The 19051-nt window shown below is 49.7% G+C and carries 20 protein-coding genes, 1 tRNA gene and 3 pseudogenes; 13 read left to right on the top strand and 11 right to left on the bottom strand.

The genetic code is table 11. From position 1 onward, the window contains the following. Window positions 1–492 precede the first annotated feature (492 nt). From epsC to METMI_RS0119205, 4 genes are all read left to right on the top strand, one after another. The gene (epsC, locus tag METMI_RS0119220; RefSeq protein ID WP_019867931.1) at window positions 493–1470 is read left to right on the top strand and encodes a serine O-acetyltransferase EpsC; all 978 of its coding nucleotides are present in this window, start codon (window positions 493–495) and stop codon (window positions 1468–1470) included. 52 nt (window positions 1471–1522) lie between these two features. Further along, window positions 1523–2440: a family 2A encapsulin nanocompartment shell protein gene (locus METMI_RS0119215; protein ID WP_019867930.1), complete on the top strand. Its 918-nt coding sequence runs from the start codon at window positions 1523–1525 to the stop codon at window positions 2438–2440. After that, window positions 2427–4070 (top strand): family 2A encapsulin nanocompartment cargo protein cysteine desulfurase, encoded by a 1644-nt coding sequence (locus METMI_RS0119210; protein WP_019867929.1) that lies wholly within the window; start codon window positions 2427–2429, stop codon window positions 4068–4070. The genes METMI_RS0119215 and METMI_RS0119210 overlap by 14 nt, the downstream gene beginning before the upstream one ends. 116 nt (window positions 4071–4186) lie before the next feature. Continuing rightward, window positions 4187–4262 (top strand) — tRNA-Thr (locus METMI_RS0119205). A 165-nt stretch (window positions 4263–4427) separates the two neighbouring features. Here the strand turns inward: METMI_RS0119205 and METMI_RS0119200 are convergent. The 4 genes from METMI_RS0119200 to METMI_RS0119185 are packed head-to-tail and all read right to left on the bottom strand — an operon-like array spanning window position 4428 to window position 8282. Further along, window positions 4428–6938 carry a DEAD/DEAH box helicase gene (locus METMI_RS0119200; protein ID WP_019867928.1) on the bottom strand — a complete coding sequence of 837 codons (2511 nt, stop codon included), beginning with the start codon at window positions 6936–6938 and terminating at the stop codon, window positions 4428–4430. Then, a complete protein-coding gene (locus tag METMI_RS0119195; protein WP_019867927.1) occupies window positions 6935–7306 on the bottom strand; it encodes a hypothetical protein in 372 nt (123 codons plus the stop codon). Before METMI_RS0119195 ends, METMI_RS0119200 begins: the two co-directional genes overlap by 4 nt. 17 nt (window positions 7307–7323) lie before the next feature. Continuing rightward, the gene (locus METMI_RS0119190) at window positions 7324–7905 is read right to left on the bottom strand and encodes an IS1595 family transposase (RefSeq protein ID WP_019867926.1); all 582 of its coding nucleotides are present in this window, start codon (window positions 7903–7905) and stop codon (window positions 7324–7326) included. Beyond that, a complete protein-coding gene (locus METMI_RS0119185) occupies window positions 7902–8282 on the bottom strand; it encodes a transposase (RefSeq protein ID WP_019867925.1) in 381 nt (126 codons plus the stop codon). The genes METMI_RS0119190 and METMI_RS0119185 overlap by 4 nt, the downstream gene beginning before the upstream one ends. A gap of 44 nt (window positions 8283–8326) precedes the next feature. Here METMI_RS0119185 and METMI_RS24645 point away from each other — a divergent pair, with 44 nt between their 5' ends. The 7 genes and pseudogenes from METMI_RS24645 (at window position 8327) to METMI_RS0119150 (ending at window position 13284) form a co-directional block, all read left to right on the top strand. After that, window positions 8327–8902, top strand: a complete 576-nt coding sequence (locus METMI_RS24645) for a COG4705 family protein (RefSeq protein WP_019867924.1) — start codon at window positions 8327–8329, stop codon at window positions 8900–8902. Window positions 8903–9506: 604 nt separating this feature from the next. Further along, window positions 9507–9881, top strand: a pseudogene (locus METMI_RS27545) (transposase); the annotation flags it as partial. A gap of 16 nt (window positions 9882–9897) precedes the next feature. After that, window positions 9898–10464: an IS1595 family transposase gene (locus METMI_RS27540; protein WP_019867923.1), complete on the top strand. Its 567-nt coding sequence runs from the start codon at window positions 9898–9900 to the stop codon at window positions 10462–10464. A gap of 87 nt (window positions 10465–10551) precedes the next feature. Next, a complete protein-coding gene (locus METMI_RS0119165; RefSeq protein WP_019867922.1) occupies window positions 10552–11487 on the top strand; it encodes a YfdX family protein in 936 nt (311 codons plus the stop codon). Window positions 11488–11680: 193 nt separating this feature from the next. Next, window positions 11681–11950, top strand: a complete 270-nt coding sequence (locus METMI_RS0119160; RefSeq protein ID WP_019867921.1) for a hypothetical protein — start codon at window positions 11681–11683, stop codon at window positions 11948–11950. Between the two features lie 236 nt (window positions 11951–12186). Further along, window positions 12187–12513 (top strand): c-type cytochrome, encoded by a 327-nt coding sequence (locus METMI_RS0119155; RefSeq protein ID WP_019867920.1) that lies wholly within the window; start codon window positions 12187–12189, stop codon window positions 12511–12513. 231 nt (window positions 12514–12744) lie between these two features. Continuing rightward, window positions 12745–13284, top strand: coding sequence for a hypothetical protein (locus tag METMI_RS0119150; protein WP_156829904.1), 540 nt, complete (start codon window positions 12745–12747; stop codon window positions 13282–13284). 174 nt (window positions 13285–13458) lie between these two features. On the opposite strand, the gene METMI_RS0119145 is transcribed toward METMI_RS0119150, so the two are convergent. From METMI_RS0119145 to METMI_RS28340, 4 genes are all read right to left on the bottom strand, one after another. Beyond that, a complete protein-coding gene (locus tag METMI_RS0119145; protein ID WP_019867918.1) occupies window positions 13459–13833 on the bottom strand; it encodes a type II toxin-antitoxin system VapC family toxin in 375 nt (124 codons plus the stop codon). After that, a complete protein-coding gene (locus tag METMI_RS0119140) occupies window positions 13830–14072 on the bottom strand; it encodes a hypothetical protein (RefSeq protein ID WP_019867917.1) in 243 nt (80 codons plus the stop codon). Before METMI_RS0119140 ends, METMI_RS0119145 begins: the two co-directional genes overlap by 4 nt. Before the next feature lie 623 nt (window positions 14073–14695). Further along, complete coding sequence (locus METMI_RS0119130) at window positions 14696–15451, bottom strand: IS5 family transposase (protein ID WP_019867915.1); 756 nt, start codon at window positions 15449–15451, stop codon at window positions 14696–14698. A gap of 20 nt (window positions 15452–15471) precedes the next feature. Further along, window positions 15472–15882 (bottom strand): tyrosine-type recombinase/integrase, encoded by a 411-nt coding sequence (locus tag METMI_RS28340; protein ID WP_408630398.1) that lies wholly within the window; start codon window positions 15880–15882, stop codon window positions 15472–15474. Window positions 15883–16058: 176 nt separating this feature from the next. Between METMI_RS28340 and tnpA the strand changes: the two are divergent. Beyond that, window positions 16059–16283: pseudogene (gene tnpA / locus METMI_RS24630) on the top strand (IS200/IS605 family transposase); the annotation flags it as partial. A 249-nt stretch (window positions 16284–16532) separates the two neighbouring features. Here the strand turns inward: tnpA and radC are convergent. The 3 genes and pseudogenes from radC to METMI_RS27965 all read right to left on the bottom strand — a co-directional run. After that, complete coding sequence (gene radC / locus METMI_RS0119115) at window positions 16533–16925, bottom strand: RadC family protein (protein WP_019867913.1); 393 nt, start codon at window positions 16923–16925, stop codon at window positions 16533–16535. Window positions 16926–17479: 554 nt separating this feature from the next. After that, window positions 17480–18214 (bottom strand): IS630 family transposase, encoded by a 735-nt coding sequence (locus tag METMI_RS27170; RefSeq protein WP_232215317.1) that lies wholly within the window; start codon window positions 18212–18214, stop codon window positions 17480–17482. Next, window positions 18130–18507, bottom strand: a pseudogene (locus METMI_RS27965) (helix-turn-helix domain-containing protein); the annotation flags it as partial. The pseudogene METMI_RS27965 and the gene METMI_RS27170, both read right to left, overlap by 85 nt. A gap of 44 nt (window positions 18508–18551) precedes the next feature. Here METMI_RS27965 and METMI_RS0119100 point away from each other — a divergent pair. Continuing rightward, window positions 18552–19022 (top strand): SGNH/GDSL hydrolase family protein, encoded by a 471-nt coding sequence (locus METMI_RS0119100; RefSeq protein WP_019867911.1) that lies wholly within the window; start codon window positions 18552–18554, stop codon window positions 19020–19022. The last annotated feature ends 29 nt before the right edge of the window (window positions 19023–19051 follow it).

Here is a 19051-nt window from a genome sequence, read left to right as displayed (position 1 = left end):
TACAAGGGCGCTTGTGGAAAATTACCGGGGAATTCAGGCAAGGGGCTACCCCGATCTGGCGAAGACCCGTGGTATGCCTGGCTTGGCAGGATTGCGGGAGGCTTAGGGTAGAGGCATTGCCTACTGGGGCTGAAATATGCAGTCCAACGGGTATTCCGGCCTTGATTGGAGCCATTCATAAATGGTTTAATACCCGCCTGACAAATCCTTGCGCCGTGCTGTTGCCGGGCTTCACCCCCCCAAATACGCCATCAATAGCAACAAAAAATAGCTAACGTTTAGGCTTACTAATAAACACAAAAGTAAGCCTGGTTTTTACAAAAAGTAGCAAATGCTGACCGGATAACCGGAAGCCAATGAGCCTTATGGGGTTCATTGGCTTTTTTTTGGCCTAAAATTATGGATAAACCGGGTATTTGGGTTGGCAGACAGCGTATGTGCTGATTATTTAACGGATAACGGGATATTTTGTCCGAACCTGGGGCATTTAACATGAACATCATTTCAAAAACCGGTATGGGTTGGAACATAGATACCATTGTCTCGGAACTCCGCCTGTTGCGGAACAAAGCCTTGGAAAGCCGGCAGAGGGAAGGGCGGCCACCCAAAATGCCCTCGCGCAAGGCGTTGTTGGGGGTGTTGGAAAACATATCGGCGGCCTTGTTTCCAAACCGTTTGGGCCCCGGCGAACTTTCCGATGAAAGCGTCGATTATTTTGTCGGACATACCCTGGATGCCGCGCTTCGGTCTTTGTATGACCAATTACGGCGTGAATGCCGTTTCAAATCCGAGCAGCAGGGCCTATTCGATATTGATTGCAGCCAACAGGCGGCGGCCATCAACCGTGAATTTGCCGCACAATTGCCTGCTATACGCGTTTTGCTGGATAGTGATTTGCTTGCCGCTTATGAGGGTGACCCGGCGGCAACGGGCCTGGATGAAGTCCTGGTCTGTTATCCCGGCATGACCGCGATCATTTATCACCGCATTGCCCATGCCCTATACCAGTTAGGTTCGCCGTTGGTGGCGCGCATGATCGCCGAGATTTCACATTCCGCGACAGGCATTGACATCCACCCTGGCGCAGCAATAGGCCCCAGCTTTTTCATTGACCACGGCACTGGCGTGGTGATTGGCGAGACGGCCGTCATCGGCCAGCATGTCCGCTTATACCAGGCCGTCACCTTAGGCGCCAAGCGTTTCCCGAAGGACGAAAACGGCGCTTTGGTCAAAGGCAATGCACGGCATCCCATCGTTGAGGACGATGTCGTGATTTATGCCGGAGCCACTATTTTGGGGCGCATCACGATAGGCAAAGGCTCTTCCATCGGCGGCAATGTCTGGTTGACCCACAGCGTAGCCCCGGGCAGCGTCATCACCCAATCACAAGCCAAAAATGAACCGACGGTAGGCAATACCGCATCAACCCATCATGACGTAACAATAGGAGCAGACATCCCACCGGTTTAAGACCAGCCACCCAACACATCCGCAACATAACAAGCAATAATGAGGAAAAAACATGTCCGATATACATGAAGCCCATACCGCGTTAAGCGATGTCGCCGCCCGCACCTTGGCGAACGCCACCAAAACCGTACCGATGATGTCAACCATCACCCCCCGATGGTTAGTGCATTTGCTCCAGTGGGTTCCGGTTGAGGCGGGCATTTACCGTGTCAACAAAGTTAAAAATGAAAAAGGCATCGCGGTCGATTGTTCGAACCTTGATGAGCGGGTATTGCCGCAAACCTATGTCGATTATGAAGAGTGGGGCCGTGAGTATCGCCTTGGTGCGGTCAATAGCGTCGTCGATATCCACACCCGCGTGTCCGATTTGTACAGCAGCCCGCATAACCAAATCCAAGAGCAACTCCGCCTGACCATCGAAACGATCAAAGAACGCCAAGAAAGCGAATTGATCAACAACAGCGAGTACGGCTTGCTGCATAACGTCGCCGCAGAAAATAAGGTGCAAACGCGCACGGGTGCGCCTACGCCTGATGATCTGGACGAATTGTTGACCAAAGTCTGGAAGCAGCCCGCCTTCTTCTTGGCGCATCCGCAGGCGATCGCCGCTTTTGGCAGGGAATGTACCCGCCGTGGCGTGCCGCCACCAACCGTGACCTTGTTCGGTTCGCCTTTCATCACCTGGCGCGGCGTGCCGCTCATCCCGTCGGATAAGGTTAAAATTGTCAACGGCAAGACCCATATCCTGTTGCTGCGCACGGGGGAAAGCCGCCAAGGTGTCGTCGGTTTATACCAACCTAACCTGACCGGTGAGCAAAGCATGGGGCTTTCCGTGCGTTTCATGGGCATCAACCATAAAGCCATCGCCTCGTATTTGATTTCGCTTTATTGCACATTGGCCGTATTGACGGATGATGCACTTGCCGTGCTTGAGAACGTCGAAGTGGGCAAATACCATGAATACAAGTGATTCCGGCAAAATCTTGAACGACGGTCCGGGGGCTTTTACAGCTGAATTGTCGGTGGAAGCATTGGAACGGATGGCGAATGAATTGTTTTCGGCTTTGCCAGGGGCGGATAGTGGGGATGTTGTCGGTTTTGCGCATCAGCAAGTGGAAGCGCAAGCCGCCGCCCATCCCCGCGCCGTGGCGTGTGCAACGCGGCTTGCCGATTTGGCTAGCCAAGCGGGCCACGGCATACCCGATGACCCTTTAGTTATGGGGGGTGTTGGTTTGCGGCAATTAGTGGCGCAAACCCCGCAGCCCAGCGTCACCTTGCCGGTCAACGGCCCTGCAACGCCGTCATTTTATTTTCTCAATGAAATCTCGGTTTTTGCGCAGGCTTTGCAAAGCCCTACCGTTGCCAATAACCATCCTGGTTTCGATGTCCATGCCGTGCGCCGGGATTTTCCGATTTTGCAAGAGCGCGTCAACGGGCGGCCACTGATTTGGCTGGACAATGCCGCGACCACGCAAAAACCGCAGTGCGTCATTGACCGGCTGGCTTATTTCTACCAACACGAAAACTCCAATATCCACCGCGCCGCGCATGAACTGGCGGCACGCGCCACCGATGCTTACGAAGGCGCACGCGATACCGTCGCACGCTTCCTCCACGCCTCAGCCAGCGAAGAAATTATTTTTGTGCGTGGGGCGACCGAAGCCATCAATCTGATCGCCCAATCTTGGGGCCGCCAGAACATCGGCAAAGATGATGAAATTGTCATCACATGGCTGGAGCACCACGCCAATATCGTGCCGTGGCAACAACTCTGCACGGAAACGGGCGCGCGGTTGCGTGTGGCTCCCGTCGATGACAACGGGCAGGTTTTGTTGGAAGAGTACGGGAAACTGCTTAATTCGCGCACCCGCCTGGTGGCTTTCACGCAAGTGTCGAATGCATTGGGCACTGTGACGCCCGCACGGGAGATGGTCGAAATGGCCCATCGTCACGGCGCACGGGTGCTGGTTGACGGGGCGCAATCGGTCTCGCATATGCGCGTCGATGTGCAGGCCTTGGATTGCGATTGGTTCGTGTTCTCCGGGCACAAAATCTTCGGGCCTACAGGTATAGGGGCTGTGTACGGTAAGCGCGGACTGCTTAATTCAACCCAACCTTGGCAAGGTGGCGGCAATATGATCGAGGATGTGACTTTTGAGCATACCCGTTACCATCAGGCCCCCGCACGTTTTGAAGCGGGGACAGGTAATATCGCCGATGCGGTGGGTTTAGGCGCAGCACTGGCGTATGTCGAAAAGCTGGGCATTGAAAACATCAACCGCTACGAGCATGAACTGCTGGTTTACGCCACTAAAGGCCTAGGTGAAGTTTCAGGTTTGCGCCTTATCGGCACGGCACCTGACAAAGCCAGTGTCTTGTCTTTTGTCTTGGAAGGTTTCGCCACCGAAGAAGTGGGGGCGGCACTGAACAAGGAAGGGATTGCGGTGCGCTCAGGCCACCACTGCGCCCAGCCAATACTGCGCCGCTTCGGTGTGGAAAGCACGGTGCGCCCATCACTGGCGTTTTACAACACCTATGAAGAAATTGATGTGCTGGTCGCGGCCTTACGGCGTATCCAACAAAGCAAAGCCCGCAACTGAACATTAGGTTGATGCGGCGATCCAGTGTTTCAGTTAGCAATATCTTAACTAATGTTAAGCCAAAATTAAAAAAATACTAGGCAAACATAAAATATTGTGTATAATATCCGCTCTTTGCTGGTGTAGCTCAGTTGGTAGAGCAGCTGATTTGTAATCAGCCGGTCGCGGGTTCGAGTCCCATCTCCAGCTCCAAAGAATACAAAGGCTTAGGGTGAAAACCCTAGGCCTTTTTTATGCCTATCGAAAATTAATAGGCTGATAATAGGCATTTCAGAAAAAACACTTATAGCCAATCGGCACAAAAAAAGCAGGTGCTACCCTGCTTTGTCAAAAACGAAAAACCATTAACACCGGGCTTTATCGTGAAATATCACCCCATCCCCACTTTATATTCTCTACCCGAAACACTTGGTCTGGCTCGATTTTCTGGGTCGATTCGATATAGCGCATCATCCAAAACCGCCCATCCTCTTGGGGCGACAGCATCAATGGCTTGCCATAAAGCTTATGTTCCGCCCTGATTTTATCCAAGGTGTTTTCACAATTGATGATATGCCCGCCTTTTGTTTCTACTAACAATATACCGTCACCGTGATAACGGTCTTTAACGCCCACGATAAAGTCAGGAAAATAACGGTCGCCAATCGGCATGACAATGCCCACTGCCCACGGCTTGCTGGATTCGTTCCGATGCCACCAAAGCACTGTGTTGCTGGTGTCCGCATCCAACATTTGCACAAATTGGCGTTCAGTGTTGTTTAGGTCTTGCGGCATGATGCCATAAACATTCAGCCTTGATCGGCTTACACCCTCCGGCAATTCAAGAAACGGCGGCAACTCCTTGGCGTCATCTATAACTTTAAAATTAGCGGCGCAAATACGGGCGGCATCACGCACTAATTTAGGAAAAGTTGCCAAAATTAAATTTAAGGCGCGGGCCAAGTCCTGTTCGCTTAAGTCCATACCGTAATGCTCGTTATATTCGGTTTGTAAACGCGCCAGCAATAAGGGATTCAAATCCCGTTGGTCAATATAACTGGCATCATCCAACACTTTTTGCGCCCGTCTATAAATTTCCGCATTTGATAATCGAGCTTGGACACTATCAACGGTTTCTTCGTGTTGAGTAAAAATATCGCTGACAGTTTTACGGGTGATTTTCTGGCTTTTCCGCAATCCCGCACTTAGTTCTGGCGCGTTGAATTTAATGTTCTTACTGATACAGTCCACCAACCTATCGGTACTCATCGGCAAGCGTTCCGTTTTAAAACGATTAGGCACACCTTCACGCAAGGCAAAGCGGCTATTTCCAGCCACTATTGGACGATGATAAGGCGTAGTTGATACCAGTTCATTGATTTGTGGCGTTAGCGCGATAAAGTCAGTAAACAGTGAAAAATTCGTGCCTTGAAAACTCACTACATCCGTATTTGTAGATGTCGTGCTTGGTGTGGTGGGTGGTTGCCACTCAGGTGGTTTAAAACCTTGCGGTAACAACGACACTTGTCCGTTGGTAGACACTTGCACTTCTGTTTGACCTGCAATTTTAACCACCATCGTATAGGGCGTAATTTCAGACAGTTGTGTCGTAATGGCGTTGATTTTTGAACCCGCGTTTATCAAACCGCTTTGGCTTTCCGAATCGGCAAGAAACACATAACCGAAGCGTAACAAATCCGGTACGGTTTTACTGATAGCCATAGCGCGTAAACGGTGATGCACCCGTAAAATCCGCCCAACGACTTGAATGCCAAAATCGGTGCTTTTCGCGCCGCGTAACGATACCAAGGTAAAAGCCCGTGGCGCGTCAAAACCTAAGGCCACGGCAACCTTAAAAATCAACACTTCCTTGGTTTCATCCCGCGCTACTGCCAACAAATCATCGTTCGGTTCATCAGCGGTGTACCACGCAATCGCCTCCTCAGCCACGCCCAAATTCAGCAAATGCTGTTTGGCCTCAGTAATGGCAGATTCACCTGCTTTGCCCGTATTGCCCACTTGCACCAACATCAACGGCGTTACCCGAATATTGGTCTCAAGCAACCGCGCCTTTATCAGTTGATGAGTGCGCCAGCCGTCTTCCAGTGCGGTGGCTTGTAGATTTACCAATTCTTTTTGGTCATCCGCCACCAGATAAGCAACCGACTTTACCGTTTCTTTAATCAAGCCCGCGTCCACGGCATGTTGCCGCGATACTTGAATCCTATACACAATTGCCAAACCTGCCGCTTTTTTAAAAGCTTCCACATCGGCATCATCGGGTGTGGCGGTAATCAGCAAAGTAAAGTCAGGGCGCATGATGTCGCGATAAAATTTCACCGCTTCCGTGGCTTTGGTAAAACTGTGATGGGCTTCATCCACCACCACTCCAATCCGAAAACCCGCCTCGCGCAATTCGGGGATAAAATCATCCAAAGCCAGTGACAAATCGCCGCTGCTCCGTAGTTTACGGGATTGGGCATTACGCGCGGCAACCGATGCCCAAGTGGTGACAAACACATCGCCGCTGTTGGCAAAATAGGTCTTACGGTCACAACTTAAATCGCGGATAGTCAGCGCGTTAAAATCCCGCTTTAATGCGCCCTTGGCCTGTTCCACCAAATTGGCAAACGGCGTGAACCAGAACCAAATAATTTTGGCATTATGTCGGTCATCGGGGCGGGCAAAACTTTCCGCGATTTTGCCCGCAATAAAAGTCTTGCCCGCGCTCGTCGGGGCTTCCAACAACACACAACCGTTAAAGGCACTAATGGCGCGTTGGTCTTCGCCTGTATTGACTTGCTGCAATTGGCTTTCGGCATAACGGAAAATGTCCAGCGCGTTAGCCACCGCGTCATCCTGATAGCCGATTCGGATAGTGTTGCTCATCGCTGGCCTCCGTTTCCAAAGCGATCTACTAAAAATTGTGGAATCGGTAAAAAGCTCACCCGTTCATCCTCAAAATGTTGCCGTAACAAACCCGGTTGCCAAGAATAAATAAGCAGTGTTGAGGTATTGGCAAGCGCGGTGGTCAACGCTTCCAAAACTATTTCATTGATTTTGGGCAGATATAGCACGGTAGCCGTTTCTAGCCCAAGCTTTTGAACCAGTGAGTCGGCATTATAGGGCGATACTGTTTCCGCATGGATTAGGCATAAGGCTGTCCATATCGCTTCATGCGGGATGCTGTTGAATAAGGTTTCGGCGGGGTGGCGGTGGCTACGCAAATAGGCGAAACCTTTGCCCAAACCCGCCACGGCTTCACCCTTTGGCTCTATATGGGTTCTGGGGTCTTTTTAACCAAAACAGCCAGTAACGAAGACAGCAAGCCTTTCCCGCGTTTTCTGACATTATGGACAAACTCAAAAAAGCTCAGGTACAGTGGCAACTTGGCTTGTGAAATGCCGCGATGCGGGCGCAGCCAGGAGCGCAGCAGCGACCAGAAGCCTTCCAGGGTGTTCGAATGGACTTCGCAGAAACCGTCGCCGTCCTCGTCACGGGCGTATTCCCCCGCCGAGTGGTTGACGGTCTTGTGGGGATAGCCCCACGCCTCCAAGCGGCTATAAATGTTGTATTCGTCGGTATAGATTTGTGTGCCGGGCATAATGGTTTGTAAGATCAACGGTTTGATGGTGGCCTGCCGCACGTTGTCGAGTAGCCTGATGACGACCTCGCCCGTTCGTTGGATCATGCCGAAGACGGGCGGCTTTTCCGTCGCCGCCGTGCCGCGCCCCGGCGCACCTTTTAGGCGGCGGCAACGTGGTTCCCTTCCGGCTTCGGCGACCTTGTCCGGCTGGCCTTTATGGCCCGCCACGATATAGACCTCGTCACATTCAACCACGCCGGACAGGGTCACCGGCTGTTTTTTTTAGTGATGCCCGTGCGCAGGTGTTCCGTCATGTACTGCACGTCGTCCTTGTTCAGATCCAGTTCTTGGGCGATCTGCCGGTTGGAAAGGTTCAGCCCCATGAAAGACAGGCATAGCACCCAGGCCGACAGCGGCTGGTGATGCCCTGACAGCACGGTTTCGGTCAAGTCGTCGAAACGTTTGCCGCAGGCTTTGCATTGGTAACGCTGGCAAAGGCGTTGCGGACTGTCGAAGCCGCGCCGGATCGTGTCGCCGCCGTCGCAATGCGGGCAAGTGACACCATCAGCCCAACGTAACTGGCGGATGGTGGCATAACACTGGGCTTCACTGACTAATTGTTTGATGGTTATGATTGAATTTTCCATCTGCCCATTTTATCAAAAGACCTTGAAACCCATATAGAGCCAAATTGTTTTTAAAACGCTACGATCCTTTAGTGTATTGGTTGGCTTTTACGGCAAGCGCTATTGTGGGTACGGTCATTTCGGATTATATCGACCGGACTTTAGGCCTTGGTTATCTGCTCGGCTCCCTCATCCTAATCGGTTTGTTGCTGGTGGTGCTGGCGGTTTGGTATCTCAAGGAAAAGTCACTTTCCGTTGAAAACATCACGACCTCAACAGCCGAGGGTTTTTATTGGGTCGCCTTTTTAATTGCCAACACCTTGGGGACAGCGGCAGGTGATTTTTTGGCCGATAGCCTAGGGATGGGTTTTTTGTTGAGTGCCGCCTTGATAACAGGGCTGCTCATCGTCACCGTGTTACTGCATTATTTCAGCAACATTTCTGGAATATTGCTTTTTTGGATTGCGTTTGTGTTAACAAGGCCGTTTGGTGCAACCTTTGGGGATTTGCTGACCAAGACCACTGAAAAAGGTGGGCTTGATGCCAGTACGATTGGGGCATCCTTGTTTTTGGCCCTGATTTTGACCTTTGCCTTAATGAAAGAAACACAGCTTGAAAACGCAAGGCTGCAGGGACGTTAAGCAACGTAAGCCGTTGGCAGATGCCTGTAAAGCATTCCTGATTCGTCAGCAACGGGGTATCACTCCAGATCGGGCGTTCGATACGCCATGAAGAGGCGGGTGGAGAAATGGTTGGCCGGACAAAACGACTCAGGAGTTGAGCCATATTGCGTAATTCAACAACGAATTTAACAGCAAACTTATGGTGTCCAAGCGGATACGACGTTTGCACCGCGTTGGCCTAAAGAGCCATTTGACGGATTTGTTTTGGAGTGTTCGGGGAAAATGTGGTCACACTTGATCATTATCCTGAACCATCTCCCGTAATTTCCACAAAAGGCAAAGTATCGCCGTAACGGCCAAGTGCCTATGCGGGATGATTTTTAAGTGATGATAAGTTTGTCATATCCTGGCCTGATGGGCTGGGATATGACCATCTTGTGGAAAATAGCGTTATTGTAAGGGTATGGTTGAAAGACCCCGTTTAGCATGGGTTTTTTGAACCAATGATTTTCTATTTAATATTTATAAATACCTATTGCATTGATTTTATTTGCTATTTATTTGTGGCATAAAAAAAGCATGGCTCTATATGGGTTTCAAGGTCTTTTGATAAAATGGGCAGATGGAAAACTCAATCATCACCATTAAACAATTAGTCAGTGAAGCCCAGTGTTATGCCACCATCCGCCAGTTACGTTGGGCTGATGGTGTCACTTGCCCGCATTGCGACAGCGGCGACACGATCCGGCGCGGCTTCGGCAGCCCGCAACGCCTTTGCCAGCGTTACCAATGCAAAGCCTGCGGCAAACGTTTCGACGACTTGACCGAAACCGTGCTGTCAGGGCATCACCAGCCGCTGTCGGTCTGGGTGCTATGCCTGTCTTTCATGGGGCCGGACCTGTCCAACCGGCAGATCGCCCAAGAATTGGACTTGAACAAGGACGACCTACAGTATATGACCGGACACCTGCGCACGGGCATCGCTAAAAAAAGGGCCCATAACCCTATCTGGGGTGGCCGAATGCGACGAGGTTTACATCGTTGCAGGCCACAAAGGCCAGCCTGAAAAGGTCGCCCAATCCGGACGGAAGCCCCGTTGCCGCCGCCTGCAAGGCGCGCGTGGGCGCGGCACGGCGGCGACGGAAAAGCCGCCCGTCTTCGGCATGATCCAACGAACGGGCGAGGTCGTCATCAGGCTACTCGACAACGTCCAACAGGCCACCATCAAACCCTTGATCTTACAAACCATTATGCCCGGCACGCCAATCTATACCGACGAATACAACATCTATAGCCGCTTGGAAGCGTGGGGTTACCCGCACAAAACCGTCAACCATTCGGCGGGTGAATACGCCCGCGATGAAGATGGTGACGGCTTCTGCGAAGTCCATTCGAACACCCTGGAAGGCTTCTGGTCGCTGCTGCGCTCCTGGCTGCGCCCGCATCGCGGCATTTCACAAGCCAAGTTGCCACTGTACCTGAGCTTTTTTGAGTTTGTCCATAATGTCAGAAAACGCGGGAAAGGCTTGCTGTCTTCGTTACTGGCTGTTTTGGTTAAAAAGACCCCAGAACCCATATAGAGCCAAAAGCATAGTAGCGTTGGCAAAAGTGATATTGACACATTTGCCCTTTGCAAAGCCATTTTAATAACGGCAGGAAAATCGGACATGAAAAACTCATTACCCAAAATCGCGGTGTATACCGCTTCCATCATCATTTCATCATTACCTTTTGCTTTAGATATGGCCGAAGCCGACGATAAGGTACAAAAATACCCTTCATCCATAATGGGCAATCCCCATACATCCAAGATCGGCAAGCTCAAAATTCTGGCGGAAAAATCACAGCAAATAGCGAACGAAGCCGCTGATGTTTTGGAAGGGACTGAACAAGCCTTGAGTGCGTTGTTGAAAGGCGATGCTAAAAAAGCCACGGAAATTTTACAGGGGGTTTCAGGAAAATTGGACGTATTGTTGGCTAAATATCCCCATATGGCATTGGTTCCGGCGGATGTTTCGGTCAGGGTTGAAGAATTTGTCGGCGATGAGGCGGAAGTTAAAAAAACCTTGGACACGATTGATGATTTGTTTGAAGACGGCAAAATCCAAGCCGCCAGGGAATTGATAGGTGAATTGGCCAGTGAAATGGACATCACGACCACCAGCATCCCTCTGGCATTGTACCCTTCCGGTATCCGTAATGCCGTGGCTTTGGCGGATGTTGGCAAGACTGGAGAAGCGGCGGACATGCTGTATACCCTGTTGGGCAGCGTTGAGACGACAACAGAAATCATGCCCTTGCCCGTACTGCGTGCCGAAGAGTTCCTGACGGCGGCATCGGAACAAGAGCATAAACAAGATTTGTCGAAACAAGCTATCCGGGATCAAATCATGAATTATACGGATGCGGCAAAAAGCCAACTGAAGCTGGCGATATTGTTGGGTTATGGCAGCAAGGAAGATTACCGGGAGCTGTACCAGGCGATTGATGACATGAAATCCGCGGTACATACGGCGGGTGCAGAGGCGGCGTGGGAAAACGTCAAGCGTTCCGTTGTGGCGTTAAAGGACAAACTGACACTCTCGAAAAGTAACGGGAAATAAATTTATCGTGGCGCAGCCCCGATAAAACTTCGCAGATGGAGGCATGGGTATGGTGATTTTAACCCTGTCATCGTATCTGGGAAGATTATTACTAAACCACGGCAAGACGTTAGTGGTGGTCAACATCCTAACGGGTTAGACATCGCTTGCCTATTTTCATAAATAGCATTAACAATAATTTATAGGTGCACCCATGAATTTTTCTAAACACACCCTTTTTTCCATTATTGGTGCCGTGCTGTTGGTTTCTTCGGTGGTGAAGGCCGCTGAGGATCCTACTAAATTTCAAGCCAGGAAAGACCAAGAAACCAGCCATCTTCAAGAGCGGCTGCAATTGGTGCAAGAACATCTCAGTTGTGTACAGGCGGCAACTGACCATGCCGCACTAAAAACCTGCAATGAAGCCGCCAAAACAAAAGGGCAGGCTTTTGAGGCGAAACTAAAAGCCGAACGCGGGAAGTGATAACGACCAAATCAATAGGCATTGGATGGCAAGTGATTCGGTTTAAACAGCTTTGAAAGCTTACTCCCATCTCACTTTAAAAACGCCTAACTTTAATGTGACTTCATACCTTGTAGATCAAGCTATACAGCCTTATAAACGGGTACGTTTTTTCAATCAGATGGGAGTCGTATTGGTAAGCTTGTAAATTGGTATCTACAAGCCATTTTAATAAAACTATTTACGGGTACAAAACAATGAAAACAATCGTCCCAGTCGTGGCCTTATCACTGATCGGCTTTGCAAGTTCTACCATGGCGGCAGATGCAGAGAAAGGCAAAGAAATATTTACCAAAAATTGTTCAACCTGCCATTCAGGTGGCAGAAATGTCATGGCACCGGGCAAGTCGTTAAGCAAAGAAGACTTGGAAACCAACAAAGTAGACTCAGCCGCAGCCATTATTGAGATCGTGACCAATGGCAAACCGCCTATGCCAGCCTTTGGCAAACTAGGTACTGTCAATGCCGCCGATATTGAAAATGTGGCGGCTTATGTAGTGAAAAAAGCGGATGCGGGTTGGTAATAGCGAATAATAGCCCCCCCCGCACGAAATGGAATAATCGTCGGTTAAAGGTAGTGTCGCAAAAATTTCAGGTCTTCAGAAAAGTTAGTCCACTTTTGCGGCATAACCGCTTTTGTAGCCCAATTAGTCGAATAGTGAAGCGTCCGTGAAATACCGGCACGATTCAGAATTAAACCCTATCAGCTAAGAGCCATGACCATAAAATTTAACGTCTATAAAAAGAGTTTCGTTATGGCTTTCTTAGCTGCTACCCTGCATATCTCCGGCTGTGCCGAAAATATCCGTGAAGCACCAGCCAACATCATCACAAACTACACGGAACACCTTGCGGCTCCAGATGATAAAGGCTTTGCATGGTTCGCACCCGAATTGCACAACAGCCACTATCGCCCGTTATTTTTCGGTTACGATACTTTGGATTACCGTTTGGCTGCACCTGAACATGCCGACGGCAATAACGTCAGCTTATTATTCAAGGTAAGCTACGGTGGCGATGTCCGCCATTATGACATCACCAAAGATGCAGAAGGTACAAGCCATACCATCAAACAGCTGAAACACCATGCCGTCCGGTGCCAACTTTTTAACAGCCTGATTTCTTCCTGCCTGTATGAAGGCCAGTATAGCCTGACCTTATCGCGTTCGGATTTAGAGCAAATAAGCAAAGCAGGCTTACAACTGCAATCCATAAATGGCTCCCAACTGTACGAACATATCGACTTGCCTAAGGATTATGTCCAAGGATTCCTTAACGCGATCCACTCAAATTGATACCAAGGAAATCAATGAGGATTTTGGGGGTGGCGTTAACCACCGCAGCGCTTGTTGTCGGTGGGCGACCTCTGCTGAAACGAGATTGTCGAGATCGGATAACAGGAATCCAGCGGGATTTAATGTCGCAAAACTACCGATAACTTAAGGTAGGTTGGGGGAGGGGGAAGTATTTTATCTAATCAATTGAATTTCTAAAGACAACGGCAAATTTTGCCAAATTTTATCTGCGGTCATAACCGGCATTTTTTCGATTAACCCCGTTGCTAAACAAGCCCTATCGCCTAACGAAAGACCAAATGGCGCAGTCATAGGCCATAATTCACCTGCTGTGTCGGCATGTTGCCTATTAAAGGCGACAAACCGAAGACCTAAAATTTCTAGGTTTTTGCATATGGCCTTATCATCGATTGACCTAGCGTGTAATTTTTGGACAACCTCGCACCAATTCACCGTTGACATAAATGCCACTGGCAAAACGTGTTCTACCAGCAAGCAACCTTGTTCTTGCTGTAAATAAGCCAGTAATGCAGAGGCATCCAAGATCATGGGATGTTATCCCGTTGCTCAGCTTTTGCCTCAAGCCTTCTTTCCTGAATCAACTCATCCGCCAAACTGACGGTTTTTGGAATGGTTGCCATAAGCGACAATAGCTCCTGTTTGGCTTGTAGTTGTTGTTTTTCTTCCGATAACATTTTTCGTATGGCCAGGGATACAAATTCTTGTACATTGGAATGTTGTAATAATTCTTGACCTAACTCATCAGGTAATTCTATTGCCAATTGCATATGATGATCCTTATTAAAACAAGTAACCTTTTATTAAACAGATAGCCAAAATTTGGTATCAAACAGATAACCAGGGGTCATGGTTGCTGTTACCAAAGAATCGCCTTAAACGCGTTGACTGGTTCTACCAATTTCCATGTTTTTGGGTGAGGTCTATGAATGAGCATGGAAATTGGCTCTGTATGTGATTATAACATAGTGGTAATTCGACCCTGATTGGCCATGATAATGAATGGTAAAACACCATATACCATCAGTGACTGCGTGATTCTTGCGTGAAATATGCGTGTAACGGTTGTATTTCGTGGTGCCCAGTCATGCCAATCACGCAAAAAACCATAATATAATACCAATAAAAACAATTGGTTAAGATGTAATAATATGATTTGTAATCAGCCGGTCGCGGGTTCGAGTCCCATCTCCAGCTCCAAAGAATACTAAGGGAATCAATGATATACAACATCGTTGATTCCCTTTTTTATTGCCCTACAAAATCACTGCGTGATTTTTGCGTGACCCACTGTCACACACCGTTTCTGCCGCCGCAATCAAGTTTGCCAAATTGGCAGAGGAATAATGCGTCGTCATTCTCCTTGATTTGTGGCCTAGGTTCTGTTGACGTTTCATCGGAGCCATAAGAGCACGGAGGCAAATGACAACATCCCCCTGTAATTAATGGCTTTTTTCTCATATCTGGTGGCAATTCCGCGGTAGTGTTTGAGCTTGCCGAACAGGCATTCGATGGCGTGCCGCTCCTTATAATGGCAATAATCGCAGTCAATTTGTCCTTTCCGGTTCGATTTGGGCGGGATGACGGCTTTGATGCCCCGTGCTTCAAGCCATTCCCGCAAGGCATTGGTGTCATAGGCCTTGTCCGCCAAGACGGCGCGGGCGTTAAGGTTTTCCAGCAAAGGGATCGCCTGCCTGCATTCCGCCTCTTGGCTACCCGTCAGGACAAATCGGACGGGCAACCCCAAGGCATCACAGACCGCATGGATCTTACAGCCAAAGCCGCCTTTGGAACGCCCCAACGCCTCTTCCTTGTCGGAGCTGTTTGCCGCCCCCGCCGCACAGGCATGTGCCCTGATTACCGACCCATCCATGGAAACATCCTGTAAATCAGCGGCTTCGGAAAAATATCCGAGGAGTTTCTCCCAAGCCCCATTCGCGCACCAGCGCGAGAAACGTTTGAAGATGGTGTTCCATTTGCCGTACGTTGGCGGCAAAACCCGCCACTGCGCCCCCGAACGTAATATCCACAGGCAAGCCCCAACGAACCGCTTGCATTGCTCGGGACAGCCGACATGGATGCACGGCAATTGTTTTAAGAACGCCAATAAGCGGCCCCACTCGTCATCACTCAGCTCTATTCGGTTCATGCCATCCAAATCGGATAATCTTAACCTATTCGACAAACGTCAACAGAACCTAGCAAATCCTCCCTTTCTTCATACGAAACGTCTGCCGCCCTCAACCGATGCCCGAAGGTGTGCTTTAGGTCATGTATCCTCACATGGTTTAGACCCACCCGTTTCCTCCCCTTCTGCCAAGCAGTGTTGTTCATGGTCAACATCCGATCCCTACGATAAGTGAACACATATTCTGAGTGCCGCCCCCTAGGGTTTTCAACGATGGACTTGGCTTCACTGTTCAGAACAACGACTCGCCTATCCTGTTTTTCACCCGATGGGCTGGAATGACAAAAACACTGGTGTCCAGTTCTGGGATATGCCTTTCCCTCCCAACGCAAGCTACAGACTTTTTGCTCCCTGCATCCCGTATTAACTTTAAATACAGCCATTTGCAGCAAATGCTCGGGTAATTCCTTAAACAGCTTGTCCTGTTCAGCCCAAGAAAGATGATAAGGATCATCGGCATCGGTCAAAGGAAACAGCTTGATTAATCAAGGGTAAACCCCCGGCTCTGCCGGGGGACTCCCAAAGTTTGACAATTCCGGGAATCATCGAGAGTTTCCCAATCTGTGAACCGCCCAAATACTCGGTGTCACAGGTAGTAGGCTTCATCAAAGGCAAAAGCGCGATCGCCATAGCCCGCAACTTTATGGGACGGAGGAACAATTTCACTGGGCAAAGTTTTTGGGCGAGGGGTTACTATGTTTCAACTGTCGGCAAAGATGAGGAGGCTGTCCGCGAGTATATCAAGCATCAGGAAGCAGAGGACAGGCGGATCGAGCAACTGAGCCTGTTTTAGAACACTTTCCACCGCCACCCTTCAGGTGGCACACATTTTAACCCGCTTTGAGCGGTTCACATTTACAAGCCTCCGGCTTTGCCGGAGGTATTTTGACTTTTGAGCACTTTTTTCAGCCGTTTTAACGCGTGTTTTGCAAGGTGATTTTCGCCATTGCGAAATGGCATTACGTGGTAAATGGTGTTGCGCGGTTTTGGTTTTGTGACAGTTGGATGTGTTGGTAGCGACCATGAACACCCCTTCAACCCGTCACACCCAACCGTGTTCGGCAAAGGAATAACAGGTCGTGCCGCCGACGATGAAATGATCCAGGACACGGATGTCCACCAGCTTCAAGGCGTCAATTAATTTGCGGGTGATGTCATGGTCGGCTTGGCTGGGTTCGGCAATGCCCGACGGATGGTTATGGGCGAAAATCAGGGCGGCGGCATTTACCTGCAATGCCCGTTTGACGATTTCACGCGGATGCACGCTAGCCCCGTCAATCGTGTCTTGGAAACAACATTCCGAGGTGAGGACACGGTGCTGGTTGTCGAGGAAAATGCCATAAAACACCTCCCGTTCCAACACCGCCAATTCCAGCATTGAAAGCTCTTGGGTCGTCTGGGGGCTGGCCAGTGCTTGTCCCCATGTGAACCGCATCAACCAGTTGTTTTGCCATCGCTAGGATTTCTTCCGGCGTGACGGGGCGTGACACTTGGAAATAACCTGGGTACCGGAAGGGGGGGGGGTCATGATCCACTATAGTCAAGGAAGTTTTTAGTTTTTTGAAGTCTTATGACTGAAGATGTTAGGTATGTTGGATTATGATGTTAGGACACCCTGTCCTAAAAAGGTTATCATTAAAAGGTTATCATTGCTAAACCCATTGGGTTGTTGTATGTACGATAGGGCGAATTAAGCTTTGGGGGCGGTGTTTGTTAGGCTCGCGTAGCAAGGCTTTTCTTAACTGGTTTATCAACCGGCCTATCCGCCATTTGTGCGATTTGGTTTGGCTATGTCACCGTTAATTGTGGAAGCCTTAAATGACGCGGCTTTGAGCGAAAGCCGCAATCCGCATTAAATAAGGCTTTGCGCCGAACATAAAATTTTTTCAACAACTAACGGTGACATAGCCTTTGGTTTTGGTTTTTTTATGGAATTCCCCGCCAATAAATTTAAGGAAACGGCAAGCAGTTGGTTTACCCTCTAAGTAATTACACAAAAGTAACCCGGTATTCATCGCCGAATTTTGAAAGGATGTCCAATACGGCCTGTTTCAATGTCCCGTAACTGGCATAGCACGATAGGGGCAGCCATTCATACTTGATCTTGCGCCAGACGATTTCGATCAGGTTAAGCTCAGGGCTATAGGGCGGCAGATAATGCAACACGACACCTTGCGCCATCCAGTCGTCGCGGCGTGCCAAAAAGGCGCGGCTGGTGTGCATGGAAGCGTTGTCAATAATGACGACGCACGGTTTTTTATGGACGGCGTAGCCGTCGCCATAGTGTGCGGCAAACAGGTCGAAGGCCCCGGCCACCTGTTCAGTTTTGACGCGCCCTTCAACGGTGTGGAAAAAAGACCGGCTGTCCCGGGAAACAAACCCCAGGACATTGAGGCGCTGGCTATGGAAACAGGGGATTTCCAACGTCTGGCCTTTGGGTTGCCAGGCGTAAGGCACGGAGGACGCGGTGCTGAAGCCGGATTCGTCAAAATAGAACAGGCTGATTTTGTCTTCATCGTCCCATTTTTTCAGGGCGGTTTGGATGTCCTTGGCCTTGGCAAAGCCCTCGGCACAACGCCTGCTTTTTACGGAGCGCCTGCACCGCCGCCATGAATAACCGGTTTTTTTAAAATGCGCCTTAACGTCCCGGTCGCCGACTTTTTCCGGGTCCGGGCCTCCAGAAGGGCTTGGGCCTGCTTGATTTGGCGCGGTTCTTCGTCCAATTGGGCCCGGAACAGTGCGATTTCTTCGGGCGTGTAAATCGGTGGCCGCCCGGAGCGCGGTAAATCCCCAAGCCCGCCGACACCTTGCGCGTTGAAGCGGTTGATCCACTGGCTGATAGGGTCACGGTCAACCTGGAAAATGGCTTGTAGCTGGTTTATCGTATGCCCGCTGCCGCTCAGCAACAAGGCGTGGGCGCGTCTTCGCACCTTAAAGTTTGGGTGGGTCTTGTAAAGCGCATCCAACTCTTGCTTGTCTGTGTCGCTGAGTGGCCGGACAAATTTTAAACGTGGCATGGGGGCGGTGGCTCAAAAAGCTTATATTTTATACCCTTTAACTTATGTCAAATTACTTATTAACTATCAGGCTATGGGGGGATAAGCAATATTGGACGAAATTCACTCCCTTTTTATCCCAGGGCGACCAAGCCCCAATTTCAGCAAGCCTGTTGCGCCATATTGTCCTGCAAGACCAGATCCATATGACGCAATTGATCGAATTGTTGAAACGTGTGGGAGTGAAGGTCTTTGTCATAGAGGCACCGAAGCCATTTAAACATCATCCAGCTATAAAAATAGCAGGTAATAAGGTGATCACTTATGTTGACCAGTTTTATAGGCAAGTCATGAAAGACTGGTTGGCGGAAAAAGGCGTGCCCGTTATCAATGTGCCCAGTGCTTGCTATGATGCTGACGGATTTATGCTCGAGACATACAGAAATGACAATCGACTGGATCGCACCCATGCAAATAAACAATTTGGTGCTGTAATGGTCAAGGAAATTATTAGTTTTTTGAAGTCTTGTGACTAAAGATGTCAAACATGTTAAATTTGTGAAAG

Origin of the sequence: Methylovulum miyakonense HT12 (genome assembly GCF_000384075.1) — a bacterium.
GTDB classification, from domain to species: Bacteria; Pseudomonadota; Gammaproteobacteria; order Methylococcales; family Methylomonadaceae; genus Methylovulum; species Methylovulum miyakonense.
The sequence above is the reverse complement of the archived record's forward strand: the minus strand, read 5'-3'. Positions and strand labels throughout refer to the sequence as shown.